At 63.7% G+C, this 24,920-nt stretch carries 22 protein-coding genes and 1 tRNA gene; 7 read left to right on the top strand and 16 right to left on the bottom strand.

Translation table 11 applies throughout. The features are described 5' to 3' along the window. Positions 1-12 precede the first annotated feature (12 nt). Positions 13-1,197 carry an HlyD family secretion protein gene (locus EJ074_RS15480; RefSeq protein ID WP_095805184.1) on the bottom strand — a complete coding sequence of 395 codons (1,185 nt, stop codon included), beginning with the start codon at positions 1,195-1,197 and terminating at the stop codon, positions 13-15. Positions 1,198-1,331: 134 nt separating this feature from the next. Between EJ074_RS15480 and EJ074_RS15475 the strand changes: the two genes are divergently transcribed. After that, positions 1,332-2,027, top strand: coding sequence for a TetR/AcrR family transcriptional regulator (locus EJ074_RS15475; RefSeq protein ID WP_129553562.1), 696 nt, complete (start codon positions 1,332-1,334; stop codon positions 2,025-2,027). Positions 2,028-2,260: 233 nt separating this feature from the next. Further along, on the top strand, positions 2,261-4,663 hold the full coding sequence (locus tag EJ074_RS15470; RefSeq protein WP_245454703.1) for a DNA translocase FtsK: 2,403 nt from the start codon (positions 2,261-2,263) through the stop codon (positions 4,661-4,663). A gap of 57 nt (positions 4,664-4,720) precedes the next feature. On the opposite strand, the gene yihA is transcribed toward EJ074_RS15470, so the two are convergent. The 5 genes from yihA to rpmH form a co-directional block, all read right to left on the bottom strand. Continuing rightward, positions 4,721-5,356 carry a ribosome biogenesis GTP-binding protein YihA/YsxC gene (gene yihA, locus EJ074_RS15465; protein WP_280952434.1) on the bottom strand — a complete coding sequence of 212 codons (636 nt, stop codon included), beginning with the start codon at positions 5,354-5,356 and terminating at the stop codon, positions 4,721-4,723. Between the two features lie 32 nt (positions 5,357-5,388). Beyond that, positions 5,389-6,027, bottom strand: coding sequence for a CatB-related O-acetyltransferase (locus EJ074_RS15460; RefSeq protein WP_095805181.1), 639 nt, complete (start codon positions 6,025-6,027; stop codon positions 5,389-5,391). A gap of 335 nt (positions 6,028-6,362) precedes the next feature. Beyond that, on the bottom strand, positions 6,363-8,180 hold the full coding sequence (gene yidC / locus EJ074_RS15455; protein WP_095805180.1) for a membrane protein insertase YidC: 1,818 nt from the start codon (positions 8,178-8,180) through the stop codon (positions 6,363-6,365). Positions 8,181-8,193: 13 nt separating this feature from the next. Further along, a complete protein-coding gene (rnpA, locus tag EJ074_RS15450; protein ID WP_095805179.1) occupies positions 8,194-8,547 on the bottom strand; it encodes a ribonuclease P protein component in 354 nt (117 codons plus the stop codon). A gap of 16 nt (positions 8,548-8,563) precedes the next feature. Continuing rightward, a complete protein-coding gene (gene rpmH / locus EJ074_RS15445) occupies positions 8,564-8,698 on the bottom strand; it encodes a 50S ribosomal protein L34 (protein ID WP_008833937.1) in 135 nt (44 codons plus the stop codon). A gap of 249 nt (positions 8,699-8,947) precedes the next feature. Between rpmH and EJ074_RS15440 the strand changes: the two genes are divergently transcribed. Together EJ074_RS15440 and EJ074_RS15435 are read left to right on the top strand one after the other, a co-directional pair. Then, positions 8,948-10,441 carry a HAMP domain-containing sensor histidine kinase gene (locus EJ074_RS15440; protein WP_095805178.1) on the top strand — a complete coding sequence of 498 codons (1,494 nt, stop codon included), beginning with the start codon at positions 8,948-8,950 and terminating at the stop codon, positions 10,439-10,441. Between the two features lie 155 nt (positions 10,442-10,596). Continuing rightward, positions 10,597-10,673: transfer RNA gene (locus tag EJ074_RS15435), tRNA-Arg, on the top strand. Between the two features lie 109 nt (positions 10,674-10,782). Here EJ074_RS15435 and EJ074_RS15430 read toward each other — a convergent pair. Continuing rightward, positions 10,783-11,403, bottom strand: coding sequence for a TetR/AcrR family transcriptional regulator (locus tag EJ074_RS15430; RefSeq protein ID WP_245454702.1), 621 nt, complete (start codon positions 11,401-11,403; stop codon positions 10,783-10,785). A gap of 120 nt (positions 11,404-11,523) precedes the next feature. Between EJ074_RS15430 and EJ074_RS15425 the strand changes: the two genes are divergently transcribed. Both EJ074_RS15425 and EJ074_RS15420 read left to right on the top strand, forming a co-directional pair. Then, on the top strand, positions 11,524-11,970 hold the full coding sequence (locus tag EJ074_RS15425) for a hypothetical protein (RefSeq protein WP_095805176.1): 447 nt from the start codon (positions 11,524-11,526) through the stop codon (positions 11,968-11,970). A gap of 199 nt (positions 11,971-12,169) precedes the next feature. Further along, the gene (locus EJ074_RS15420; RefSeq protein WP_095805175.1) at positions 12,170-13,942 is read left to right on the top strand and encodes an SLC13 family permease; all 1,773 of its coding nucleotides are present in this window, start codon (positions 12,170-12,172) and stop codon (positions 13,940-13,942) included. A 382-nt stretch (positions 13,943-14,324) separates the two neighbouring features. On the opposite strand, the gene EJ074_RS15415 is transcribed toward EJ074_RS15420, so the two are convergent. The 8 genes from EJ074_RS15415 to EJ074_RS15380 all read right to left on the bottom strand — a co-directional run bounded on the left by EJ074_RS15415 (position 14,325) and on the right by EJ074_RS15380 (position 23,097). Further along, positions 14,325-15,971, bottom strand: coding sequence for an ATP-dependent Clp protease adaptor ClpS (locus EJ074_RS15415; RefSeq protein ID WP_129553560.1), 1,647 nt, complete (start codon positions 15,969-15,971; stop codon positions 14,325-14,327). A gap of 149 nt (positions 15,972-16,120) precedes the next feature. After that, positions 16,121-16,276, bottom strand: a complete 156-nt coding sequence (locus EJ074_RS30225) for a hypothetical protein (protein ID WP_245454701.1) — start codon at positions 16,274-16,276, stop codon at positions 16,121-16,123. A gap of 442 nt (positions 16,277-16,718) precedes the next feature. After that, entirely contained in the window at positions 16,719-17,537 is an 819-nt protein-coding gene (locus tag EJ074_RS15405; RefSeq protein ID WP_095805172.1) for an FkbM family methyltransferase, read from the bottom strand. Between the two features lie 178 nt (positions 17,538-17,715). Then, positions 17,716-19,374: an FAD-binding dehydrogenase gene (locus EJ074_RS15400; protein ID WP_095805171.1), complete on the bottom strand. Its 1,659-nt coding sequence runs from the start codon at positions 19,372-19,374 to the stop codon at positions 17,716-17,718. A 40-nt stretch (positions 19,375-19,414) separates the two neighbouring features. Next, complete coding sequence (locus EJ074_RS15395; RefSeq protein WP_095805170.1) at positions 19,415-20,401, bottom strand: Gfo/Idh/MocA family oxidoreductase; 987 nt, start codon at positions 20,399-20,401, stop codon at positions 19,415-19,417. A gap of 268 nt (positions 20,402-20,669) precedes the next feature. Then, positions 20,670-21,245, bottom strand: coding sequence for a YceI family protein (locus EJ074_RS15390; protein WP_095805169.1), 576 nt, complete (start codon positions 21,243-21,245; stop codon positions 20,670-20,672). A gap of 65 nt (positions 21,246-21,310) precedes the next feature. Further along, a complete protein-coding gene (locus EJ074_RS15385) occupies positions 21,311-21,883 on the bottom strand; it encodes a cytochrome b (RefSeq protein WP_095805168.1) in 573 nt (190 codons plus the stop codon). Positions 21,884-22,206: 323 nt separating this feature from the next. Then, the gene (locus EJ074_RS15380) at positions 22,207-23,097 is read right to left on the bottom strand and encodes a LysR family transcriptional regulator (protein ID WP_095805166.1); all 891 of its coding nucleotides are present in this window, start codon (positions 23,095-23,097) and stop codon (positions 22,207-22,209) included. A 96-nt stretch (positions 23,098-23,193) separates the two neighbouring features. Between EJ074_RS15380 and EJ074_RS15375 the strand changes: the two genes are divergently transcribed. Next, the gene (locus EJ074_RS15375; protein ID WP_095805165.1) at positions 23,194-24,189 is read left to right on the top strand and encodes an aldo/keto reductase; all 996 of its coding nucleotides are present in this window, start codon (positions 23,194-23,196) and stop codon (positions 24,187-24,189) included. Positions 24,190-24,298: 109 nt separating this feature from the next. On the opposite strand, the gene EJ074_RS15370 is transcribed toward EJ074_RS15375, so the two are convergent. Continuing rightward, positions 24,299-24,901, bottom strand: coding sequence for a nucleotidyltransferase family protein (locus tag EJ074_RS15370; protein WP_095805164.1), 603 nt, complete (start codon positions 24,899-24,901; stop codon positions 24,299-24,301). Positions 24,902-24,920: the final 19 nt, after the last annotated feature.

Raw genomic sequence — 24,920 nt, 5'->3', positions numbered from 1 at the left:
CCGCCAAAGCAGCTAGTTGGTCGTCGCGGCGGGCGCGGTGCGGCTGTCGGCGGCGACGACGACGCTCAGGCCGGCGCGCAGCTTGCCGGTCTTGAGCACGGCGGCCGGCACGTCGATGCGCACGGGCACGCGCTGCACGACCTTGGTGAAGTTGCCGGTGGCGTTTTCCGGCGGCAGCAGCGAGAAGACGGCACCGGAGGCCGGCGCCAGCGACGAGACCTTGCCCTCGAAGCTCTGGCCGTCGATCGCGTCGACCGTGATGCGGACCTTCTCGCCGGGCACCAGCCGGCCAAGCTGCGTCTCCTTGAAGTTGCCGACGATGTAGAGCTTGTCCATCGGCACCACCACGGCGAGCTTCTGGCCGGGGCTGACGAGATCGCCCTGCTCGACCGAGCGGTTGCCGACGACGCCGTCATAAGGCGCCTTCAGCACCGTGAAGGACAGGTCGCGCTGGGCCTTGTCGCGGGTGAGCTGCAGCGAAGCGAGCGTGCTCGCCGATTCGGCGCGCTGCGCCTCCAGCACGCCGATATTGGCCTGCGCGGCGGTGATCTGCGCATCGGCGCCGGCAAGTGCCGCCTTGGCCTGGTCGAGTGCCGTCTGCGCGTCGTCGAGCTGCGCCTGCGTGCCGACATGGGTCTTGAGCAGCTGCGCGGCGCGATCCTGCGCGCGCGCGGCGTTGTCGGCGGCGGCCTGATCGGCGCTCTTTTGCGCTTCTGCCTGCGCCAGCGAGGCCTGTGCGGCCTTGGTCTGGGCGTCGATGCGGTCGAGCGTCTTTGCCAGCGTGGCGATCTGCGCCTCGGCTTGGGCGACGGCTATCCGGTAGTCGCCGTCCTCGATGATGAACAGCGGATCGCCGGCCTTGACCTGCTGGTTCTCGCCCACCAGCACCTTGTCGACATAGCCGGAAATCTTCGGCGACACGAACGACATGTCGGCCTGGACATAGGCGTCGTCGGTGGAGATCATGAACCGGCCGTCGGTCCAGAAGTTGTAGCCATACCAGGAACCGGCGCCGAGCAGGCCGAGCCCGATGATCGGCAGGAGCAGCGAACGGAGCGAACGCTTCTTCTTCGGGGGAGCTTCGGCCGGCGCGACGGGAGCGGGCTGGATAGGGATTTCCGGCGCTTCGGTCGAGGGCTGGACCTTGGCGTTCGGGAACGTGCGGACTTCGGCTGTAGCGGGCGCATTCGAGGACATGATAATCTCTCTGGGCAAGTCAGTCATACTGAACCGTTCGGTTCGAATTGGAGATTGACATAGCGCGTAAAGAGGATCATATCAAGTGCAAATCGAACCGCTTGGTTCGAAATATTTCGTGAGGTGTGACTTTAATGGTCGAAACGACAGCCGATCGCGATCTGCTGGACACGCGCAAAGGCCGCCCGGCCGCCGGGCAGGATCCGATAAAGCGCGCCCAGATCATCGAAGGCGCACGCCGTGTCTTCATCGACAAGGGTTTCGAGGCCGCGTCGATGAACGACATCACGCGCGAGGCCGGCGTGTCGAAGGGCACGATCTATGTCTATTTCGCCAACAAGGAAGAGCTGTTCGAGGCGCTCATCGAGGAAGAGCGCGGCACCATCTTCAAGAACATGTACGAGGTGCTCGACCATTTCGACGACCTGCGCAAGACGCTGGTCAAGTTCGGCACGATTTTGTCGGTCAAGATCACTTCTGCCAAGGTCATCCAGGCGCAGCGCACCGTCGTTGGCGCCGCCGACCGGATTCCCGAGCTCGGCGCGCGCTTCTACGAGCGTGGCCCCAAGCGCGGCCATGACAAGGTCATGCTGTTCCTCAACGCGGCCATCGAACGCGGCCTGCTCAAGATCGACGACGTCGATCTTGCCGCCTATCAATTTACCGAACTCTGCCTTGCCGGCCTGTTCCGCCAGTGCATCTTTTCCTATCGCAGCAAGGCGCCGAGCCAGGCCGAGATCGAGCATGTGGTGAAGTCGGGAGTCGATGTCTTCCTGAAGGCCTACGGCACCGAGAAGCTTGCCGCCGAGGAGCAGGCACGGACCGCATGATCCAGGCGCCTTATGCCTGTCAGTTCTTCATCCTATGGTCTGCCCACGTCGCTTCGCTCCTTGCTTCGCCTAGGACGACGTCGACAGATCAAGCACGGTGTCCGGGCAATGGCACGCGCTCTCCTCGTTCGAAAATTGGCTCGTGGATCAGCCTGTTGGCCGAGCCGATCGGAAGAGCTTGTTAACCATCGCTTCCTATGTCTCGGGACCTGTTCCTTTGAAGAGTCCCGAGTATGACTTCCATGCGCTTTTCCCGTGCCAATCCTCCCGGTGTTTCCACGGACGGCAATGACGATTTCCGCCGTCCGCAAGAGGCGCGGCGCCACAGCGCGGCTTCGCCGCAGGGAGAGGTCGTCCCGCTGCGCACGGCGGTCGGAAGCGAATCGCATACCGCCTCGTCCGATTCGCCTGGCGGCGAGTTCGGCGGTGCCGCCTGGCAGCAATATTTCTTCCTCGCCCCCAATGTGCGGTTCACCCGCACGCCGGATTGCGACAAGCGGCCTGCGCCACAGCCGGACGATGAGGCGCCAGCCAAGGCGGCCGCCACCGCCGCTGATTCCCTCCGCCCCGCGACGCCGGCTCAGGCTACCAATCCAGTCAGTGCAACTCCCGCCGCGGCTTCCGCCGCTGCAGCCGGGCCGCCGTGCGCGGTCGCCGCGCCCGCGCAGAAGCCGCAGCCGAAAATGCGTTGGTCCTATCTTTCCGATCATGCGTTTTTCGAGTTCAGCATGCCTTTCCTCGCCGAGCGCCTGGCGCGGGCCCGCCTGAACGAACCGGCGCGGCCTGTCGCTGCCGCAACGGCGCATCCTTCGGCGCAGCCGGGCCCCGCGCGCTCCGTCTCCAGCGGAGAGGCAACCTCGCTCTACCGCGTCATCGAATGGCGTTCGAACGGGTCGGCCGCAAGCCCTGCTTCGGTGACGCCCCCGGCCGGCGCGCCCGCCGTTCTCCCGGCCGACCATGAGGAGGTTGCATCGCGCGCCCCCGCAGCGGCAGCCGTTGTGCCGGTTTCCGAGACAAAGCGCGCCCGGCCCGCGAAGCCGGCGCCCTCCCTGCCTGTCGCCGGCAAGGCGGTGCCGGCGGCCGTTTCGGAGGGCTATGCGCTTCCTTCCGAGGAATTGCTGCAGATGCCGCCGGAAGGCCAGGGCTTCTACATGTCGCAGGAGCGGATGGAACAGAATGCCGATCTGCTTGAAAGCGTGCTGGAGGATTTCGGCGTCAAGGGCGAGATCATCCACGTCCGGCCGGGTCCGGTCGTCACCCTCTACGAGTTCGAGCCGGCGCCAGGCGTGAAATCCAGCCGCGTCATCGGATTGGCCGACGACATCGCCCGTTCGATGTCGGCCGTCTCGGCCCGCGTTGCCGTGGTGCCGGGCCGCAACGTCATCGGCATCGAACTGCCCAATGAAACGCGTGAAACGGTGTATTTCCGCGAGCTGATCGAATCGCCCGGCTTCCGCAACACGTCCTGCAAGCTGGCGCTGGGCCTCGGCAAAACGATCGGCGGCGAGCCGGTGATCGCCGAACTGGCCAAGATGCCGCATCTGCTGGTCGCGGGCACCACCGGTTCGGGCAAGTCGGTCGCCATCAACACCATGATCCTGTCGCTGCTCTACCGGATGAAACCGGAGGAATGCCGCCTCATCATGGTCGATCCCAAGATGCTGGAACTGTCCGTCTATGACGGCATTCCGCATCTGCTCACGCCCGTCGTCACCGATTCCAAGAAGGCGGTCACCGCGCTCAAATGGGCGGTGCGCGAGATGGAGGACCGCTATCGCAAGATGGCGCGCCTCGGCGTGCGCAACATAGACGGATACAACCAGCGCGCCGCGACCGCCCGCGACAAGGGCGAGACCGTCGTCATGCAGGTGCAGGTCGGTTTCGAGAAGGGCACCGGCGAACCGCTGTTCGAGGATCAGGAGATCGACCTCGCGCCTATGCCCTACATCGTCATCATCGTCGATGAGATGGCCGACCTGATGATGGTGGCCGGCAAGGAGATCGAGGGCGCCATCCAGCGGCTGGCGCAGATGGCCCGTGCCGCCGGCATTCATCTGATCATGGCAACGCAGCGCCCCTCGGTCGATGTCATCACCGGCACGATCAAGGCCAATTTCCCCACCCGCATCTCTTTCCAGGTGACCTCCAAGATCGACAGCCGCACCATCCTGGGCGAGCAAGGGGCCGAGCAACTGCTCGGCCAGGGCGACATGCTGCACATGGCCGGCGGCGGGCGCATCGCGCGCGTGCATGGCCCCTTCGTCTCCGACCTCGAGGTCGAGCACGTCGTTGCGCATCTGAAGGCGCAAGGCCGTCCCGAATACCTTGATACGGTCACTGCCGAGGAGGAAACGGAGGAAGAGACGGCCGATACTGGCCCGGTCTTCGACAAGGGCTCGATCGACGCCGAGGATGGCGACGGCCTTTTCGAGGAGGCGGTCAAAGTGGTCAAGCGCGACAAGAAATGCTCGACCTCCTACATCCAGCGCCGCCTCGGCATCGGCTACAACCGCGCCGCCTCGCTGGTCGAGCGTATGGAGAAGGAAGGCTTGGTCGGCGCCCCCAACCATGTCGGCAAGCGTGAGATCCTGACCGGCCGGCGCGAGCCTGCGCCGGAACGCGACGAGACGGATTGAGCAGGGCGTGGATCGGGCGAGTGGAGTCCGATCCAAAGATGGCCGCAGGAAGGGTCTTCAGCCGCCGTTCGCCACCAGCGCGATCGCCGCGCGCAGCTCCTCGAGCCCTGCGGCTTTTTCCGAAGAGGTCGCCAGAACCGCCGGAAACGCCGCCGGCCGCTTCCTGATCTTGGCCAATGTCTCCTCGATCAGCTTCGGCACGCCCGCCGCCTTGATCTTGTCGGTCTTGGTCAGCACGATCTGGTAGGACACCGCTGCCTTGTCGAGCAGCGACAGCACTTCCTCGTCCTTGGCCTTGATGCCGTGGCGGGCGTCGATCAGCACATAGACGCGCTTCAGCGTCACGCGCCCCTGCAGATATTCGAAGATCAGCTTCGTCCAGGCGTCGACCTTGTCTTTCGGCGCGCTGGCATAGCCGTAGCCCGGCATGTCGACCAGCGCCATCGGCGGCAGGTCGGCGCCTTCGCCGGAGAATCCGTCCGGCACGAAATAGTTTAGCTCCTGCGTGCGACCCGGCGTGTTGGAGGTCCGGGCCAAGCCTTTGTGGCCGACCAGCGCATTGATCAGCGACGACTTGCCGACGTTGGAACGGCCGGCAAAGGCGATCTCCGGCGGCCCTTCCGGCGGCAGGAACTTCATCGAAGGCACGCCGCGGATGAAGATCCACGCGCGGCTGAACAGCTCCGGACTTATCGCAGTTTCGGTCGTGGTTTTATCCTGCGCGTTCAAACCGCGGCCTCCAGCATTGAAATGTCGGCGCCACGGATGGCGTCGAGGTTGCGGCCGATCTTGTCGACCGGCCAATCCCACCAGGCCGCCTTCAAAAGCCGTCGCACCGTAAAATCGTCGAAGCGCATCTTTACCACCTTGGCCGCGTTGCCGGCGACGATCGCATAGGGCGGCACGTCGTGCGTGACAACCGATTTCGCGGCGACGATGACGCCGTGGCCCACCTTTACGCCGGGCATGATCACCGCATCCATGCCGATCCATACGTCGTTGCCCACGATCGTGTCGCCGCGGATCTCCTTCGACCATGTCTGCGGGTCGAAACCTTGCTCCCAGCCATGGCCGAAGATGTTGAACGGATAGGTCGAGAAGCCTGACATCGCGTGGTTGGCGCCGTTCATGATGAAGCGTGCGCCCTCGGCGATGGCGCAGAATTTGCCGATGATCAGCCTGTCGCCGATGAAGGGGTAGTGATGCAGCACGCATTTTTCGGCGAATTTGTCGGGACCGTCGGGGTCGTCATAATAGGTGAAGTCGCCGACCTCGATGTTGGGCGCGCTCACCAGTCCTTTCAAAAAGCCGACGCGCGGATGCATCGGGATCGGATGCTTGATATTGGGATTGGGTCCGGTCATCGGCTGGCTCCGTCCACCCTTGCAGGGGATGGAGCTTATAGCGATGCGCGACCGGTGGTCTACCTGGCGCAGACAGGCGCGATGAGTCGGGATCCCGCGAAGCAGCGCGGGACCCCTGCCGCACGGCCTCCCAAACACCGGCGACGCTGCGCCGGAAGCCGTCGCGGCCTTAGTGGGGAGGACTGGAAAGCTACGAGAGATGGCGGGCCGGAGTTTCAGCCAAGGCTATTCCAGCATGAGTAATGTCGTCCGTGCGGGAATTGCCTCGAGGAAGCGACGACAGCAAAAACCCCGGTCGAGCCGGGGTTCTTGCAATCGAGGTTCTCGGGGGCCGGCTACTCCGCCGGCGATGGTTTCTTGCGAAAGATCGCCGCCAGATTGTCCCACAACTCGATCTTGGCGCCCTGGCGCTTCATGATCACGCCCTGCTGTAGGATCGAGAGCAGGTTGTTCCAGGCCCAGTAGATGACCAGGCCGGCCGGGAAGCTGCCCATCATGAAGGTGAAGACCACCGGCATCCAGGTGAAGATCATGGCCTGGGTCGGGTCCGGCGGCGCTGGGTTCATGCGCATCTGCAGGAACATGGTGATGCCCATCACCACCGCCCAGGCGCCCATATGCGGCAGGAAAGCCGGAGCCGCGAAGGGTAGCAAGCCGAACAGGTTGAAGACCGACGTCGGATCGGGCGCCGCAAGGTCATGGATCCAGCCGAAGAACGGCGCGTGCCGCATCTCTATGGTGATGTAGAGCACCTTGTAGAGCGAGAAGAAGACCGGGATCTGCAGCGCCACCGGCCAGCAGCCGGCCAGCGGATTGATCTTCTCCGTCTTGTAGAGCTCCATCATCGCCTGCTGCTGCTTCATCTTGTCGTCCGCGTATTTCTCGCGGATCTCGAGCATCTTCGGCTGCACCTTCTTCATGTTCGCCATCGACGCGTAGGACTTGTTGGCGAGCGGGAAGAAGATGGCCTTGACGATGACGGTGGTGGCCAGGATGGCCAGGCCGAAATTGCCGAAGAATTTGTACAGCGTGTCGATCAGCCAGAACATCGGCTTGGTGATGAAATAGAACCAGCCCCAGTCGATCAGCAGGTTGAACTGGCGAATGTGCCGGTCAGCCTCATAAGCGTTGATCTTGGCGACTTCCTTGGCGCCGGCGAAAATCTCCGTCTCGACAGTCGCGGACTGGCCGGCGTCGACATTGATCGCGTCGGTGAGGAAGTCGGACTGATAGCGGTGGCGCCCGTCCTCGAAAAACCCGTAGCGCGGCTGGAAGGGCTGCTTCTCGGTCGGCACCAGGGTGACGGCCCAGTATTTGTCGGTGATGCCCAGCCAGCCGTCGGTCGACTTGCCTGGCTTGACTTCCTTGTCCTTTTCGATCGCCGCGTATTTGTATTCCGTCAGCCCCTCCGTCCCCGTGACGCCGATCAGGCCTTCATGCAGCACATAGGTGCTGGCGACGGCAGGCTTGTCGTAGCGTGTGACGCGCCCATAGTTGAACAGGCTGACGGCAGCGGTTCCCGAGTTCTGCACCGTGTCGGACACGGTGAACATGTAATCATTGTCGACCGAGATGGTGCGCTTGAAGGTCAGGCCCTTGTCGTTGGTGAAGGTCAGCGTCACCGGCGACGATGCCGTCAGCGTCGGATTGCCGTCGACGCTCCACACCGTGTCGGCGCCCGGCACCGTGCCGGTCTTGTCGCTGCCGACGAAGCCGATCTCGGCGAAATAGCCGGTGGGCAGCGCCTGCGGGTTGAGCAACTGGATCTCGGGCGAGTTCTTGTCGACCGTCTCGGTGTAGTGCTTGAGCTTGATGTCGTCGAGGCGCGCGCCGGTCAGGTTGATCGAGCCCTCGAGGCTCGGCGTGTCGATCCTGATGCGCTTCGTCGCCGCAATAGCCTGGTCGCGGCTGGCCGCCGTGACGGCTTCGCCGCCCGGCGCGTTGGGGATGGCGCCCGGCGCCGGAGCCTGCGTCGAGGCGGCGCCGGAATTGGCGGTGCCCGCGTCCTTCTTCTGCGCCTCCACGCGCTGCTGCTCGATACGGGCCGCCTCGCGCTGCTGCTCCATTTTCGGGTTCATGTAGAACACCTGCCACAGCGTCAGGATCAGCACCGACAGCGCAATGGTGATGAAGAAATTGCGGTTGTTTTCCATCGAAAGCCTTGGCCTATCGTGTGCCGCGCAGCCGGCGGGAAAGTTCGGCCTTCAACTGGCCGAACGGAATGGCGAGCACGTCTTCGCGCCCGACGATGACATAGTCATTACCGGGCGCCATGTCATCGGCGGCATGGACGCGCACGGCTTCCCTGAGCCGCCGCCGGACGCGGTTGCGCACCACGGCGTTGCCGACCTTCTTGGTGACGGTGTAGCCGACGCGTGGCGCAAGCTGGTCGCCGCGGTCGAGAACCTCGACGAGAAAAAGCCGTCCGCGGCGCTTTTCGCCGCCGCGCACAGCTAGGAAATCCGCGCGTTTCAGAAGCCGCCCGGGAGTTTGTCCCTTTGGCTTGCCGGTTGCGGGCAACGATCTCGTCTTTCGTTCAGGCGCTGAGCCGCTTGCGGCCGCGGTTGCGGCGGGCAGCAACGACGCCGCGGCCACCCTTGGTAGCCATACGGGCACGGAAACCGTGCCGGCGCTTGCGGACGAGTTTGGACGGTTGGTAGGTACGCTTCATTTGTTTTAATACCGCGGCGTGCGGCCCTTCTTGATTCTGTCACTGTGTAACAGGAGCTTCGCCGGACCTTGGGCGCGATCGAAACCGCGCCGGACGAACGGCCCGAGCGTGAGCGGGCTTATAGAAAGAAGGTTTTTGGAAGTCAATCCGGCCCCGCGGCGGGGAATTTTTCATAACGCCAGGGACAAAATTGGAAAAAAGCCGCAAATCGCATAATCTTGGCGATCAAGCCTTCGTGAAGACCGCGTCATGACCAGCGAAGCTCTGCCCACGGATGAAAAGCAACGGCTGCCGGCGGCAAACGCGGCGCGCCGGGTGCCGCTGTCGCGCGGCCTGTCGACCAAGCTTCTGCTGCTCACCATCGTCTTCGTGCTGCTGGCCGAAATCCTGATCTTCCTGCCCTGGATCGCCAGCTACCGTGTGAGCTGGCTGAAGGAGCGGCTGAACACCGCCGCCGCGGTGTCGATCGTTTTGCTGCAGGGCGAGCCCAACTCGCTGTCGCATGCCGCCCAGAACGACGTGCTGATGGCCATCGGCGCCAGGGCGATCGCGGTGCGCGACGGCGGCGTCTCGCGGCTGTTGGTCGTGGCCGACATGCCCCCGCAGGTCGACGAGCATATCGACATCGCCAATGTCGGGCTGGTCAACGGCATGACCGGGGCGCTCGACACGCTGTTCTTCGGCGGCAATCGCATGCTGCGCGTCTTCGGTCCGGTCGGCGACAGCGACAAGGAATTCGAGCTGATCATGCCGGATTACAGCCTCCGCAATGCGATGCTGCGCTATTCGCGCAACGTCGCCGTCGTCTCGCTGCTGATATCGCTGTTCACCGCCATGCTGGTCTATGCCTCGATCGACCTCATCATGATCGGGCCGATCCGCACCATGACGCGCTCGATCCTGTCCTTTTCCGAAGCGCCCGACGATCCCGGGCGCATCATTCGTCCCGCTGCCCGCGCCGACGAGATCGGCGTCGCCGAGCGCGAGCTGTCGCAGATGCAGGAGCGGCTGCAGAAGATGCTGTCCGAGCAGAAGCATCTCGCCGACCTTGGGCTGGCGGTCTCGAAGATCAACCACGACATGCGCAACATTCTGGCCTCCGCCCAGCTGATGTCGGACCGCCTGCGCCAGGTGAAGGATCCGACCGTGCAGTCCTTCGCGCCGAAGCTCTTGCGCGCGCTCGATCGCGCCGTCGCCTATTCGGAGGGCGTGCTCGCCTATGGCCGCACCCAGGAGCCGGCGCCGTCGCGCCGCCGCCTGCGGCTGCGCCAGCTGGTCGATGATGTGCATGGCCTGCTCGACATCGAGGAAGGCATCGAGTTCATCAACGCCGTCGAGCTCGCCTTCGAGGTCGACGCCGATTCCGACCAGCTGTTCCGCGTGCTCACCAATCTTTGCCGCAACTCGGTGCAGGCGATGGCCGCCGACACCGAGAGCGCGGTGGTGCGCCGCTTGGCGGTCTCGGCCGAGCGCGTCGGCAGCGTCAGCCGCATCACTGTCACCGATACCGGCCCCGGCCTGCCGCCCAAGGCGCGCGAGAACCTGTTCGCGGCCTTCCGCGGCTCGGCGCGCAGCGGCGGCACCGGTCTCGGCCTGGCGATCGCCCATGAGCTGATCCGCGCCCATGGCGGCACGGTCGAGCTCGTCGAATCGATCGGCGGCCGCACCACCTTCGCCGTCACCATTCCGGATCAGCCGGTGCGGCTCGACCAAGCGCGAGGCAGTCTGCGCCGCCCGGCCTGAGGTGTGTCGACCTGATCCGCGCCGCCAAAACGCCTGCTACAAAACTTTTGCCGGATCGGCTTGCTTTTCCGGAATTCAGTCGTTAGGGAACACGTCTCGTCGCGTCCGGTCGTCACGATCGGATCGCGGGGCTTGTGTCATCCACGGCCTGTTGCGCGCCCGTAGCTCAGCTGGATAGAGCACCAGACTACGAATCTGGGGGTCAGGAGTTCGAATCTCTTCGGGCGCGCCATTTCGTTTCCAACTCGTCGAGTTTGTTGGCGGACGACCTTCTAGATTTGCTCTCATTGCGAACGCTGAACGCCGCCGATTGCGGCGCTAATTCCAGGTGAGGCGCCTCATCATTTGGCGATCTCCCTTATGAAGAGGTGAAGCGTGTGCCTCATTGCCTCCGAGGGAGGCTCGGCGACATGCCACTCCGGAAAATGGCCGTCGATCGCCATTCGTGCCAGACCATAGACCAGAGCCCGCGCGCCAAGCAGGAGGTGATCGAAATTCAGGCCGCTCGAAATCTGCCCCTGCACGCGCGCCTCGGTCAGCAGTTCGACCATCAGATGACGAATGGCATTGTTCTGCTCACGCAGGCTGTCGGATGAATCGAAATCGATCAGTGTTCGGGAGCTGAGGATCTCAAAATGCGTGGGATTGGCGAGCGCCCACCGCAAATAGCCGTGACCGATAGCCTCGAAAGCCGTCAGGGGGTCGCAGCCGCCGGCATTTGACTGAGCTTCTGTGACCGCTTCGGTCAGTCTGCCCATGGCCTGCTCCGCTACCGCAGTCATCAGAGCCGTCTTTGAACGGAAATGGCGAAACGGAGCTCCGGGCGAAACACCTGCCCGCTTGGCCGCTTCGCGAACGGAAACATGCTCGACGCCCCGTTCTTCGATGATCTCTACCGTCGCCGCGACGAGAGCCTCGACCAAGTTCCCGTGATGATAGCGTCTGGTGCTTTCCTTGCTCATCTGATGGTTCGCATCCATGCGGGGACGGCTATCACAGAATAGCGATGTAAGCACCGATTATTTTCCTTGCGCCCGGATGCGCACGAATGTAATCGATGATTACAACATAGGAGGTTCCCAATGCTTCGTTCCATCTCGATGGTCGGCTTTGCATTCACGGCGCTTTGCCTGGTGACCGCGCAAGCGCAGGAAGTTCCGACGCTGGAAATCGTCTGGCCTCAAGCCGAGACTGTGGTCCGGTTGAGCAGCGATCCGGAAGGCGTGATCGGTGTCGTCGTGAAAAGCAACTTCGCGCTTCTTCCTGCCGGGCAATGTGGAGCGAACCGTCAATGCGGCCACATACACATGAAGATCGATCCCGAGGGCAACACATGCAACATTCCTGGCCGTCCCTACAACAGCATGAACAGCGACTTCGGCGGTGATCTGATCAAGGCGCGCTTCGGCCATTGCCCCAGCCCGACCGGTAGGCACGTCATCGGCATTCTGCTTGCAGACGATCGTCACCAACCAATCCTTGCGGATGGCAAGCCGGTCACCGCTCTGGTCGAGGTGACAACCGAATAGATGCAGCGGCTTGAAGTCAGAGGCAGGGGTCTTCCTGTAAGCTGACGATCGCAGGCGACTGCGCTTGAGGCCGGGTTGAGCCGATCGGCCATCCCGCCGGTGGCCGTTCGGAACGGAGGCTGGCAGGGCCGTCGACAGCCAAAGCAACGAAAGGGCAGTCTGGGCGTTCTGATCAGCCGCTTAGCGGAGCATCCGAAGAATGACCACGCCGCAAATTCTGTCGTTCGCCGTCACCTTCGTGATGATGGCAGCGTTCGTGTGGGGTCGCTATCGATATGATCTCGTCGCGGCGGCGGCACTCCTGCTTGCTCTCGCCGTTGGCATTGTGCCCTTCGACGAAGCCTTCAGCGGCTTCAGCGACGATATCGTGATCATCGTCGGCAGCGCTCTGCTGGTGAGCGCAGGCATAGCGCGCTCGGGCATCATGGAAGTTGCCATCGAGCGCTTTGCTCCGAAATTGTCGGGTGTTCGGTCGCAACTGGCGCTGCTGGTGATCGTGGTGACCTTACTGTCTGCCTTCGTCAAGAATATCGGTGCGCTGGCCATCATGATCCCGATCGCCTTTCAGTTCGCGCGCCGATCCAGCATTTCACCGTCGATATTCCTGATGCCGATGGCGTTCGGATCACTGCTCGGCGGTCTCATGACGCAGGTGGGAACTTCCCCCAACATCGTTGTGTCCCGAGTGCGAGAGGAGTTGACCGGAACCGCGTTCACCATGTTCGACTTCGCACCCGTCGGAGCTGCTGTAGCCGTCGCAGGAATGATCTTCCTGCTGTTCTTCTATTGGCTGGTACCGGCGCGCGAAAAGCTCGGCGCGGCGCTGAATGAAGCCCTCGACATCAGGAATTACCTCACAGAGGCTCGCATTGTCAGCGATTCCACCGTGCTTGGGAAAACCGTCGCCGACCTCATAAAACTCGCCGGCGGCGATGCCGTCGTGACATCGATCTTGCGCAATCGAACTATGCGGATGACGCCGCTGCCCGATGCCGTCCTGAAGGAGAATGACATCCTGTTGCTCGAAGGCGACCCGGCGGCGCTCGATCGCCTTGTCTCGCAGGGTAAGCTAAGCGTCACCGGGGATCGGGTGGATGAGGACGCCACCACCGGCGAAAGGGTAGCTATCGAGGCCGTAATCGGCGAAAGCTCCTCGTTGATCGGCTGGACCGCGCAGCGCCTTGCCCTTTACGATCGCTTCAATGTCAATCTGCTGGCCGTCAGCCGCCGCGGCCAGCGCCTCGACCGCAGGCTCGCCAAAGTCGAACTCAGGCTCGGCGACGTCGTCGTGTTGCAGGGCAACGCAGCGACAATGCCCGAGATCCTGCGCGAATTCGGCTGCCTGCCACTGGCGGAAAGGCCGATCCTTCTTGGCAGCGTCCGCAAAGGCGTCGTGCCGGTAGCAATCCTTGCTCTGGCGATGGTGGCGACGGCCTTTGGTCTGCTGCCTGTTTCCGTCGCCTTCTTTGCGGCGGCGGTGGGGATCGTGCTTTTCCAGGTCATCCCGCTGCGGGACGTCTACCAATCGCTGGATGGTCCCATTCTCATCATGCTCGCCGTGCTCATTCCGGTGAGCGACTCGCTGCGCAGCACAGGGGCGACCGGACTGGTTGCCGGAGAACTAGCCCAGCTCGCGAGCATTCTTCCAGCGCCCGGCGCACTGATGCTCATCCTTGTCGCCGCCATGGCCGTCACGCCATTCCTCAACAATGCCGCCACCGTTCTTGTCATGGCGCCTGTCGCCTCAGAATTTGCCGGCGATCTGGGCTACAGGCCGGAAGCATTTCTGATGGCGGTCGCCATCGGCGCCGGCTGCGACTTCCTCACTCCGATCGGACACCAGTGCAACACCCTCGTCATGGGGCCGGGAGGTTACCGTTTCAGTGACTATCCGCGCCTGGGACTGCCGCTGTCGTTCCTGGTCATCATTGTCGCCGTGCCGATGCTGACGATCGTGTGGCCGATGAACTGATCAGCGAAAAAGCAGACGGCGAATCCCAGGGTCAGCGCCGCGGCGGCCATCAAATCCGCGACAAGATAGGGGATCGCATCCGCGGCGCGGCAATGGCTGTGAAAGCGGCCCGACTGTTCCGTTTCGAATACGCGCCGACCATCACGGCAAGTCTTGGGAGCAGATTCTCGTCGGGCTCGATGAGCGGCTTGCCAACGGTCGATAAGCGACTGAGAGATCGCAACGAGGGGCCTGTGCTTGTGGTTGGGAGATCGACGAGATCAAACGTCCGGACAGTTCAAGGTGGAGCTGGGATCTCCTGCTCTATCGAACCTGGTTGTTCCGCCGCGGCAGCGAATGGGTCGCCCGTCGCCAGCCCGTTATTGGTCACCGCTCGGCAACGTCATGGCTCCTCGGCTGCTCCGCCAAGCAGCTTGACGTTGAGCCGGCCGCCCGTGAACAGCATGTCGTCCAGGGCCTCGGCGAGGTCCTTGGAGGTGACGGCCTCGCCGTCGCCACGCATGATGCTCGTTTGCGCGGTACGGCGCATCAGCTCCTTGATGAACGCGGCGCTGACGCCCTTCGTGCGCATAACGGCTTCGTTCACGATCTTGTCGGACAGTTTCAGGCCGCCGCCGTAAAGGCGGACCAGCTTCTCCCGGCTGCCGTCGTCCGGCAGCGGCACCTCGATGGCCTGATCGATACGCCCCGGCCGCGCTGTAAGCGCAGCTTCCAGTTGTTCGGGCCGGTTGGTGGTCAGGATGAACAGGATGTCGGCGTTGTCCTTCAATCCGTCCATCTCGTTGAGCAGCGCGTTGAGGAGAGACTCTTCGCACGGGCTCCCCATAGTCTCGCGGTCGCGGGCAACGAGGTCCACGTCCTCGATCACCACCGTAGCCGGCTGCAGCAGCCGCGCAAGCGTCATATAGTGCGACAGCAAGCCCATCTGGCCGGCCGTTATGATGAGCGTCGTATGGCCGGGCAGGTTGGCGGCGAGATAGCGAATGGTGTGCGTTTTGCCGGTGCCCGGCGGCCCGTAAAGCAGGATGCCCTTGCGTGTCGATTGCCCAAGTCGCCTCAGGGCTTCCCGGCTCTCGATGAACCGGATCACGTTGCGGTCGAGAAGCTTCAGGGTGCGTTCCGGCAGGATGACCGCCTCGCGCGGAACTTGCGGCAAGCGATGCACCATCACGCCCTTGGAGCGGCCGCTATAGTCGCTTTCGGTCTCGAGCGAGAGAACCTTGCCGCGATAGGAGCGCGCGGCATTGATCGCGGCCTCCAGCTCCGAAAAGCAGCGGTTCACCAGCGCCACGCCGCCCTCGCCGGCCGGGATGGCGATCTCGACGCAGGTTCCGGCCTCGCGGCCGTACTCACGGTGAAAGGACAGCACCACCGCGTAGGGCAGGTCCTGGTCGCGATTGAGCCACAAGCCGTTGGTGAGACACCTTATCGGTTCGTCCTCGCCGATATCGACATCCTGGTATTGCGCCGCCGAGATGGTGACCGCGTACTGTCCGTCTTTTGTCAGCGCGGCATAGGTCAGCGTCTCGTAGCGGTGTTGCTCGTAGAGGCCGAAGAAGCGAATGGGCGAGGTCGAGAACAGTTTGTCGAGCGCGACCTGCACGTCGGCGCGCATATGGCCGGGAAACTGGCGGGACGTCGCGACGATCTCGTCCTGCGCCAGTCCCGCGAAATGCCAGGCGATGGCCTCATAGGCATATTTGAACTTTCTGTCGCGCAAAGTCTGTGCCGGAGGACCGTCCTTGGACGTGGTTTCGCTTCCGCCGGCAGCGGTCGTGATGCGAAGCGGGTGGCCGGCTGCCTTGATGCGCTGCTGCGCCGTATCCAGCATCGCCTTTGCGACGGCGACAGGATAGCTGCCGCACACCGCCTTTCCCTGCTGCGTCACTATTGCGGCAAAGGCTTCAGCCTCCGCCTCCGATCGGTCGAAGATCGAGCGGACGAGGTCGACGACGAACGGCCACGGAGTCTCATCGTCGTTGTGGATGACAAGCTGCAAATTGGTCGCTTCGGCAGGGCTGTCGCGCAAGGGAAGAGCTCATCTGTCAGACTTCTTCAGGCCGACAATACTGCGCCACGCTGCATGAATTGTTAATGACTTGGTGGCTGAACAGCCGGGTGCTTCGGCCTCGCTGGGAGGCAGCGGCTCCAAGCAAACTAGACAGGCAGAAGCATCACTTATGTCTTGAATTCAAACAGCTCGATCAGATTGCCCGAGGGATCTTCCAGGAGCCTGGCGCGCCCGGCTCCCGCCTCGCTGATTTCTCCTCTGAAGTCTGCCCCGCCGGTGTTCAGCCGGCCGACGAGGCCATCCAGGTCTTTCGTGACGATCATGAACCGGTTCCACCCGCCAGGCTCCGGATCGCCGCCCGCAGTTCCGCCACTGCCCGCACCCCGGGGCGCTCAAATAGAGCGTCAGATCGTCACGAACAAGCGCTGCGAACTTGCCGGGATTGTGCATGTTCACCGAGAAATCGAGCTTGTCGCGATAGAATGCGACGGATTTATCGACGTCCGTCGCAATGTATCGGATGGAGGCCATTGTGCGCGCACTCCGTCTTCACCGCCGCGGCTGATGTCCAAACGCACAGACCTGCGTCGCGTTCCAGGGGGAAAGAGCCGCGAAAATTCGATCGACTGCATGGCGTCAAGAGTGCCGCGCCTTGTCGTCGATCGGTAGCCTCCAGACGCGCCGAAGAAGTCTCGGTGCTACTAAAGCGCGCCGGCTGAAGCCGCTTCAGCGCGACGCGCTTTTGGACACAGTCTGGACGGTCTTTCATCCGGCTCTCCGCCGTGAGGTTTTGGGGGTCAGCAATTCCGACGCTATGAAGATCAGGTTCTCGCCGCTCACAAGGCTGTCGATGCTCCTTTCGGTCAGCGATGCGTAGACGAACGAGAGGCAGCCGCGGCCGGGAAACAGGAAGTCGTGCGGCTCCACAATGATGCACGGCGCATCCCTGAGCAGCTTGCCGCAGTCACGCGTGACCTCCCGCTCCGCACCTTCGATGTCCATTTTCAGGATCAGCAGTTTGGCCTTGGGCACCTTGGCAAGCAGGCTCTTCAGGGTGATCGAAGGCACACCTTGGCCTTCAGATACGGCGCGTGCCCATGAGGGGCGATCGGTGTTGACCAGTGCAACCTGGCCGTCGTGGCGCCACAGTGCGCCGTAGACCGACACGATCTGCTCCGATTCGGCGCAGTTCGAAATCAACGCTTCGAAGGCCCGGCGGTCCGGCTCGACAGCCATCACCAGGGCATCAGGATACTTGTCGCTGAAGAAGATTGACGAGTAGCCGACATTGGCGCCGGCGTCGACAATCACAGGGACGAAGCCTTTTCTTCGCCACTCCTTCGCGAGGCGGTTGAGCGCGTTCTGGCCCGCTTCGCCGATCTGGTATTCGCAGTGCCCGAAGACCTGCGAGATCACGAACAGGTCGCTGTCGGTGGGCCTGACCAGCAGGTCATGTCCACCGCAACGGACTTTCATGGGCGCTCCGATGCCCAACACACGGCGGAGCAGTACCGAGATCGATTTCTTCCACCCGATGGCCCGCGCGAGGCCCTCAATATGATAGAGCTTCGAGTAGTAGCTCACCTGAATTTTCAATCCTCCACCATGCCAAGGGCGGTCGGGCGCCCGATTGACCCAGCAGACGGCGCGTTAGATCGGCGGCACCGAACTCACGTTCGCAAACACTTATGCGCTTTTGCTAATGTTAGGAACACAGCCATATGGTGGAGCTTGGCGGCATCCATTCGGAATCTTCGCGGGTTCACGCCGCAGCGCGTGCCGCCGCCCGCCCGGCGCTGCGGCCGGAAAAGATGCAGCCGCCGAGGAAGGTGCCTTCCAGCGCCGCATAGCCATGCACCCCGCCGCCACCGAAGCCGGCGGCTTCGCCGACAGCATAGAGTCCCGGCACCGGCTCGCCCTCGGCATCGAGCACGCGGCTGTCGAGATCGGTCTGCAGGCCGCCAAGCGTCTTGCGGGTGAGGATATTGAGGCGCACCGCGATCAGCGGGCCGTTTGCCGGATCGAGCATCTTGTGCGGTTTGGCGGTGCGGATCAGTCTGTCGCCGAGATAGGCGCGCGCGCCGCGCAGCGCCGTCACCTGCATGTCCTTCGAGAACGGATTGTCGAGCTGTCGGTCGCGGGCGCGGATCTCACGCTCCACCTGCGTAACCTCGAGCAGCGGCTCGCCGCCGGCCAGCGCGTTCATCCGCGCCACCAGTTTCGGCAGCTCGGCCTCGACGATGAAATCCTCGCCTTTTTCCATGAACGCCCTGACCGGGCCGGGAATGCCCGACGTCGCGCGGCCGAGCACCTGTCGCCAGCTTTTTCCCGTAAGATCCGGGTTCTGCTCCGAGCCCGACAGCGCGAACTCTTTCTGGATGATCTTTTTCGTCAGGATGAACCAGGAATAGTCATGGCCGGTTCTCATGATGTGGCTGAGCGTGCCCAGCGTGTCGAAGCCCGGATAGAGCGGCACCGGCAAGCGCCTGCCGTGTGCGTCGAGCCAGAGCGACGACGGGCCTGGCAGAATGCGAATCGCGTGATCGGTCCAGATCGGCGCCCAGTTTTTGATGCCCTCGACGTAATGCCACATGCGGTCGCGATTGATGATCGAACCTCCGGCGGCTTCGGTGATCGCCAGCATGCGGCCGTCGACATGGTCGGGCACGCCGGTGATCATGCGCTTGGGCGCTGGGCCCAGCCGCTGCGGCCAGTTCTTGCGCACCAGCTCATGGTTGCCGCCTATGCCGCCGGAAGCGACGATCACCGCCTGGGCGCCGAGCTCGAAGTCGCCGGTCACTTCCCGCGAGCTCTTGCAGCCGCGCCCGACGCTGCTTGGTTCGAGCATGTCGCCGCGCACGCCGGTGACGACTTTGCCTGTCCGCGTGATCTCGCTGACCCGGTGGCGGAACCTGAACTGCACGAGCCCGCGCTTTTGTGTCTCGCGCACGCGCTGCACGAAGGGCTCCAACACACCGGGCCCGGTGCCCCAGGTGACGTGGAAGCGCGGCACCGAATTGCCATGCCCGACGGCATTGCCGCCGCCGCGCTCGGCCCAGCCGACGACGGGGAAGAATTTCAATCCCCTCTCGACCAGCCACGAGCGCTTCTCACCGGCGGCGAAGCCGACATAGGCCGCCGCCCATTGGCGCGGCCAGAAATCCTCAGGCCGGTCGAAGGCGGCGGTGCCCATCCAGTCCTCGAGCGCCAGATCGTGCGAATCGCGGATGCGCATGCGCCGCTGTTCCGGCGAATCGACGAGAAAGAGCCCGCCGAACGACCAGAACGCCTGGCCGCCCAGCGACTGCTCCGGCTCCTGGTCGACAATGATGATCTTCCTGCCGGCTTCGGCGAGCTCAACCGCGGCGACGAGCCCGGCCAGGCCTGCGCCGACAATGATGACGTCAGCGTCGTCAGCCATCTTCTCCTCCCCTCAAAGATGCCGGCAGATCGATTCCGAGTCAGACCGGCTCCCAGCCGTCCCTTTCGCCGGCGCGGAAGATGGCGTCGATGACCTTCTGGTTGAGCACCGATTCCTCCAGCGTGAAAACGCGGTCCTTGCCGCCCTGGGCTGCGCGCACGAAGGCCTCGCATTCCAGCCGGTATTGCTGCGTGCCGGGGAAGCGGAAGACCTGCGCCTCGGTGTGGTTCTGGTTGTGCAGTTCGATGCGGTGGTGGTCGTAGAGCCCGGCATTGAAGGGCGAGAGCACCTCGATGAACCCCTTCTCGCCGTGGAACACCATCACCTGCCGCGCTGCCAACTGCGTCGACAGATAGAAGGACAGCTCGAAGTCGCCGAAATCCGCGCGCACCGAGGAATAGATATCGGTGCCGAAGGTCTTGTCACGCTCGATGTTGGCCTGGATGCGCACCGGCTCCTTGCCGGTCGAAAAGCGTGTCGACACCGTCGGATAGACTCCGATGTCGGGCAGGGCGCCGCCGCCGAGGTCGAGCTTGTTGCGCATGTTGTTGGGGTCGACATTGTAGTAGGAGAACGCGCCCTGCACATGACGCAGCCGGCCGATGGCGCCGCTGGCGATGAGATCGCGAACCTTGATCCATTGCGGGTGGTAGACGACCATGAAGGCCTCGCAGACCAGCACCTTGTGTTGGTCACGCAGCTTGATCAGCGGCGCGATGTCCTTGGCATCGAGCGCCAGCGGCTTCTCGACCAGCACGTGTTTGCCGGCCTCGATGGCCTTCGCCGTCCATTCGACATGCTGCGAGGTCGGCAGCGGAATGTAGACCCCATCGACGACCTTGGATGCGAGCAGCTCTTCATAGGAGCCGAAGGCATGCGGCGCGCCGAAGCGGTCGGCCAATGCCCGCGCCTTCGCCAGGTCGCGGCTGGCGATCGCCGACAGCACGCCGTTTTCCGAGTCGACGATCGCCGGCAAAAGCTGCTCACGGCCGATCTTGGCCGTCGACAGAACACCCCATCGGAACATTGTGCTTCTCCATGTCGATTAACAGGCGACGAGGTTTGCCCGAAATCGCTGGAAAAGCCAATGCGGGACGCCGGTCACAAAGCACCTTCGTCATCCTCGGGCTTGACCCGAGGATCCATTCCGTGACTTCGGTAGCAGGGTGGAGCGGTGCAGAATTCTGTAATTGTTGCAACGCCTTAGCGTCACAGCATGGATCCTAGGGTCTACGCGCGTCGCTTCGCTCCTTGCTTCGCCCTAGGATGACGAACCCGAGGACGCGCGACCGGAACTAGCCCCTCTTCCCCATCAGCGTCATGTCGAAGTCGACGACATTTGAATAGATCGGCGTGCCGACATCCATGCCGTAACGTGACCGCAGCACCTTGCCGGTGACGTGGAACCTGATCGTGCCGCCCTTCAATCCATTGAGTTCAGCGGTGAATTTTTCCGAAAACGTCTTGCCGCGCGCCGTCAGCCGGCCGCTGACCACGGCCGTCGTCTCCCCGGTGCGGGTCACGCCTGTCGAGCGGAACTCGATCTCCGGATTGTTGGCGCTGTCGAACACCGCGTCGGAGCGCAGGAAGGCGTCGATGCGCGCCTGGCCGGTGCCGACGCTTTCCGGATAGATGGTGAGGTCGACCTTCGAGCGGCCGACATCGGCATTGTCGATGCGGATCGTGCCCTTGAAGCGGCCGAAGGCGCCGTCGAAGCCGCCACCGCCCGCCTTGCCGATGGTGAAGCGGATGCTGGAGCCCGCCGGGCTGATCGCGTAGCTGCCGGCCGCGTCGCTGAGCGCCGCCGCCGCGTAAACGGGCACGGCAAGGCAAGCGGCCAAAGCCGCCAATCCGAGGCTGCGCGCATGCATGGGATGGTCCTTTCCTGAGGCAGCTCATTGCTGTCGTCTCGCCACCAACGAACCATGGGGCCCTTCTATTCCCCGCCCGATGAAGGCGTGATCATGCGCGTCAGCACCGTATCGCGGAGCAGGAAATGATGGCGCAGTGCCGCCATTGCATGCAGCGCCACCAGCGCGATGCCGGCATAGGCGAGATACCAATGCGCGGCCGACCAGAAGCTTTCGGCGGCGTCGGATTCGGTGAGCGGCAGGTTTGGCATTACAAACAGGTTGAACGGCATGCTCGGGATCTCCAGCGTCGACACCGATACCAAGGCCCAGCCGGAAAGGGGGAGCGCGATCTGGAAGGCGTAGAGTGCGAAATGCGCCAGCGGCGCCGTGCGCCGCTCCAGGGTGCCGACCGAGGCCGGCAGCGCCGGCGCCGCATTGCCGAGCCGCCAGGCGATGCGCAGGATGATCAGCCCAAGCAGCAGGAAGCCGAAGGACTTGTGCAGCTGGATCAGCTCGAAGGCGGTGCGCTGGCTAGGCGTCCGCATCATGACGAAACCGAGCCCGAACTGGCCGATGAAGATCACCCCGATCAGCCAGTGCAGCACGATGCTTGGCCATCCGTAGCGGGTCGTGGTGTTGGTGATGGTTGGTCGCATGGCCCAAAAACGCTAACGGCTTCGGCTTTCTTCCAAGGCATCCCAGGCCTGGTTCTCAAAAAGACTCCAGACGCCAGCGCCGCGCCTCATCGCCCTGCCGGGCATTTCTCCCCGTGTAGTGACTGTATAGTGACGGGGAGAAAATAGCCTGCGCCCTGTCGCTGGTGTCTGAAGTCGCAACAAGGGCGCCGGCGTTGCGGTCAGCCCCTTCTCCCCGTTCAACGGGGAGAAGATGCCGGCAGGCAGATGAGGGGCAGCGCCGACGTGCGACAGGATTGCGAGCGACGCCGAAACGATTTGCCTGCTACCGGCCCGCCGCGCGCCTACCCGCTCACCCTGAAGAAATCCACGAAAGCCCTCAGCGCCGGCCGCATCTGGCGGCGGCTCGGATAGTAGACGAAGAAGCCTTCGAAGGACGGGCACCAGTCCTCAAGCACCCGGATCAGCCGGCCATCGGCGAGCGGGGCGCGGACATAAGGCTCGAAGACGAAGGCCAGTCCTGCGCCATCGATGGCGGCCTGGGCAATCAAATGGTCCTCGTCGAGGATCAGCGGCCCTTGCGCGGCGAACTCGATTTCCTCGCCGTCCTTCTCGAATTCCCAGCGATAGAGAATGCCGCTGGAGAAGCGGAACCGGATGCAGCGATGCTCGGCGAGCTCACGCGGGTGGCGAGGTCTGGGCATGGTCGCGAAATAGGACGGCGCGCCGACCACTGCTCCGCGCATATCCGGCCCGATGCGCACCGCGATCATGTCGCGCTGCAGGCTTTCGCCGAGCCGCACGCCGGCATCGAAACCGCCTTCGACCACGTCGGTGAAGCGGTCCTCGATGACGATCTCCAGCGCGATGTCGGGATAGGCGGCGGCGAAAGCGCCGAGACGCGGCGTCAGCACCAGATGTGCTGCCGTGCGTGGCACGCTGAGCCTGAGATTGCCGGCCGGCTGGTCGCGCGCCTCGACCGCCGTCTCCAGAGCGAGGTCGATCTCGGAAAGCGCCGGCCGCAGCCGCTCCAGCAACTGCGTGCCTGCCTCGGTCGGGGCGACGCTGCGTGTGCTGCGTGACAAAAGCCGCACGCCGAGCCGCGCCTCCAGGCTCGACACCGCGTGGCTCACGGCTGACGGCGCGATGCCGAGCTCGCGCGCTGCGCCGCGGAAGCTGGCGCATTGAGCCACGGTGGCGAGCACGGCAAGCTGCGAGAGGTTGGCGCGATTCATTGATCTATTCTTTAGAACAAGTCGTGCAACAGAACCATGGTTATCGAACGATACCCAAGCCGCTATTTCCTTCTCGTCGAAACAAGGAGATGCGCCATGCAAGCCCGCAAATTAGGAACTGAACTCGAAGTCTTTCCCGTCGGCCTCGGCTGCATGGGCATGAGCTTCGCTTATGGCGGCCAGCCGGAAGCCGAGGCGATCGCCACGCTGCGCCGCGCCGTCGAGATCGGCGTCACCTTCTTCGACACGGCCGAGGTCTACGGGCCCTACGAGAACGAAATCCTGGTCGGCAAGGCGCTGAAGCCGGTACGCGATCGTGTGACGATCGCCACCAAATTCGGCTTCAAGATCCTCGACGAAGGCACGGGCACCGAGCGCATGGCCGGGGTGGACAGCCGACCCGAGCATGTCAAGGCGGTGGCCGAAGCCTCGCTGAAGCGGCTGGATACCGATGTCATCGACCTCTACTACCAGCACCGCGTCGACCCGGACGTGCCGATCGAGGACACGGTCGGCGCCATGGCCGAGCTGGTGCGCGAGGGCAAGGTGCGCGCGCTCGGCCTCTCGGAGGCGAGCGCGGCGACCATTCGCCGGGCGCATGCCGTGCATCCGATCGCCGCCGTGCAGAGCGAATACTCGCTGTGGACCCGCGATGCCGAGGACGAGGTCTTCGCCGTCTGCCGTGAGCTCGGCATCGGCTTCGTGCCTTACAGCCCGCTCGGCCGCGGCCTGCTCACCGGCACGATCGCCAAGCCCGACACTCTCGGCGCGGGCGACTGGCGCCTCGGCCAGCCGCGTTTCCAGGCCGAGGCTATGGAAGCCAACAACGCCGTTATCGCGGTGCTGGAGAAGATGGCTGCCGCAAAGGGCGTGACATCCGCCCAGCTGGCGCTCGCCTGGGTGCTGCACCGGGGCGATTTCATCGTGCCGATCCCCGGCGCGAGGAAGATACGGCACCTGGAGCAGAACACCGCGGCTGCCGGGATCGAGCTGAGCGCCGCCGAGGTCGCGGCCATCGGTGATGCGCTGTCGCCCGACAAAGTGGTCGGCAAGCGCTATACCGAGGAACTGCTGGCGCTGGTGAATGGGTGAGCGACGGCAAGGGAAAGGGGCGCTTCGGCGTCCCCTTTCTAGCGCCGCGAGTGCAGCGATGTGAGACGTGGCGCGAGGCCTCGCACCGACATTTCCTATTTCGATGGTACTACCACGGCACCACGCGAATCTCCGGCCAGGTCTCCCTCGCCCTCTTCCCCTTCGCTTCGTGCGTCCGCTGGTTGTCCAGCACCCGGTTCGGGGTGATGCGGAACGAAAAAATATCGTCGAGCCCGAACGGCGCCACCAAATCCAACTCTCCGGCGTCGTTGAACCGCACCCCGACCGCATGCGTCTTAGAGGCAAAATAGCTGACGGATTCGCTGGCGCTCGTGTAGCGCGGACACTCCCGTCCGAACTTCGCCGGATACCACAGATGCACCCGCGCCTGGTTGCGCACCTCGACCGGCAGCGCCAATCCCTGGAGCTGCTTGGCCGCCCGGCGGATCACCGCATCCTCGGCTTCGTAAGAGAGGTCGGCATCGTCGAAATAGAACAGATCGACATCCTTGATGCCGTAGCCCGGCGGCTTTCCGGTCAGATGGTTCCACACGCTGTTGTAGAGCGCGCCGGAAACCACCAGCCAGTCGGGCAAGGCCAGCGCGCGTACCCGCGCCAGCGTCTCGCTAAGCAGGGGATCGGACGCGACGATGGCGAGGAACGCCGCGCGTTGCTCCTCGAAAGGCAGGCCGGAATAGCGCAGATGGTGCATCGCCCAATGGAGGGCGATT

The organism is Mesorhizobium sp. M3A.F.Ca.ET.080.04.2.1 (assembly GCF_003952525.1).
Taxonomy (GTDB): Bacteria; Pseudomonadota; Alphaproteobacteria; order Rhizobiales; family Rhizobiaceae; genus Mesorhizobium.
Note: the sequence above shows the minus strand (reverse complement) of the source record. Positions and strands in the feature narration are given on the sequence as shown.

Bases quoted from the DNA above. Each gene is read 5' to 3' on its own strand.
- EJ074_RS15480 (WP_095805184.1), bottom strand. From the start codon at position 1,197: ATGTCCTCGAATGCGCCCGCTACAGCCGAAGTCCGCACGTTCCCGAAC.
- EJ074_RS15475 (WP_129553562.1), top strand. From the start codon at position 1,332: ATGGTCGAAACGACAGCCGATCGCGATCTGCTGGACACGCGCAAAGGC.
- EJ074_RS15470 (WP_245454703.1), top strand. From the start codon at position 2,261: ATGACTTCCATGCGCTTTTCCCGTGCCAATCCTCCCGGTGTTTCCACG.
- EJ074_RS15460 (WP_095805181.1), bottom strand. From the start codon at position 6,027: ATGACCGGACCCAATCCCAATATCAAGCATCCGATCCCGATGCATCCG.
- yidC (WP_095805180.1), bottom strand. From the start codon at position 8,180: ATGGAAAACAACCGCAATTTCTTCATCACCATTGCGCTGTCGGTGCTG.
- rpmH (WP_008833937.1), bottom strand. From the start codon at position 8,698: ATGAAGCGTACCTACCAACCGTCCAAACTCGTCCGCAAGCGCCGGCAC.
- EJ074_RS15440 (WP_095805178.1), top strand. From the start codon at position 8,948: ATGACCAGCGAAGCTCTGCCCACGGATGAAAAGCAACGGCTGCCGGCG.
- EJ074_RS15430 (WP_245454702.1), bottom strand. From the start codon at position 11,403: ATGAGCAAGGAAAGCACCAGACGCTATCATCACGGGAACTTGGTCGAG.
- EJ074_RS15425 (WP_095805176.1), top strand. From the start codon at position 11,524: ATGCTTCGTTCCATCTCGATGGTCGGCTTTGCATTCACGGCGCTTTGC.
- EJ074_RS15420 (WP_095805175.1), top strand. From the start codon at position 12,170: ATGACCACGCCGCAAATTCTGTCGTTCGCCGTCACCTTCGTGATGATG.
- EJ074_RS30225 (WP_245454701.1), bottom strand. From the start codon at position 16,276: ATGATCGTCACGAAAGACCTGGATGGCCTCGTCGGCCGGCTGAACACC.
- EJ074_RS15400 (WP_095805171.1), bottom strand. From the start codon at position 19,374: ATGGCTGACGACGCTGACGTCATCATTGTCGGCGCAGGCCTGGCCGGG.
- EJ074_RS15395 (WP_095805170.1), bottom strand. From the start codon at position 20,401: ATGTTCCGATGGGGTGTTCTGTCGACGGCCAAGATCGGCCGTGAGCAG.
- EJ074_RS15390 (WP_095805169.1), bottom strand. From the start codon at position 21,245: ATGCATGCGCGCAGCCTCGGATTGGCGGCTTTGGCCGCTTGCCTTGCC.
- EJ074_RS15385 (WP_095805168.1), bottom strand. From the start codon at position 21,883: ATGCGACCAACCATCACCAACACCACGACCCGCTACGGATGGCCAAGC.
- EJ074_RS15380 (WP_095805166.1), bottom strand. From the start codon at position 23,097: ATGAATCGCGCCAACCTCTCGCAGCTTGCCGTGCTCGCCACCGTGGCT.
- EJ074_RS15375 (WP_095805165.1), top strand. From the start codon at position 23,194: ATGCAAGCCCGCAAATTAGGAACTGAACTCGAAGTCTTTCCCGTCGGC.
- EJ074_RS15370 (WP_095805164.1), bottom strand. From the start codon at position 24,901: ATGCACCATCTGCGCTATTCCGGCCTGCCTTTCGAGGAGCAACGCGCG.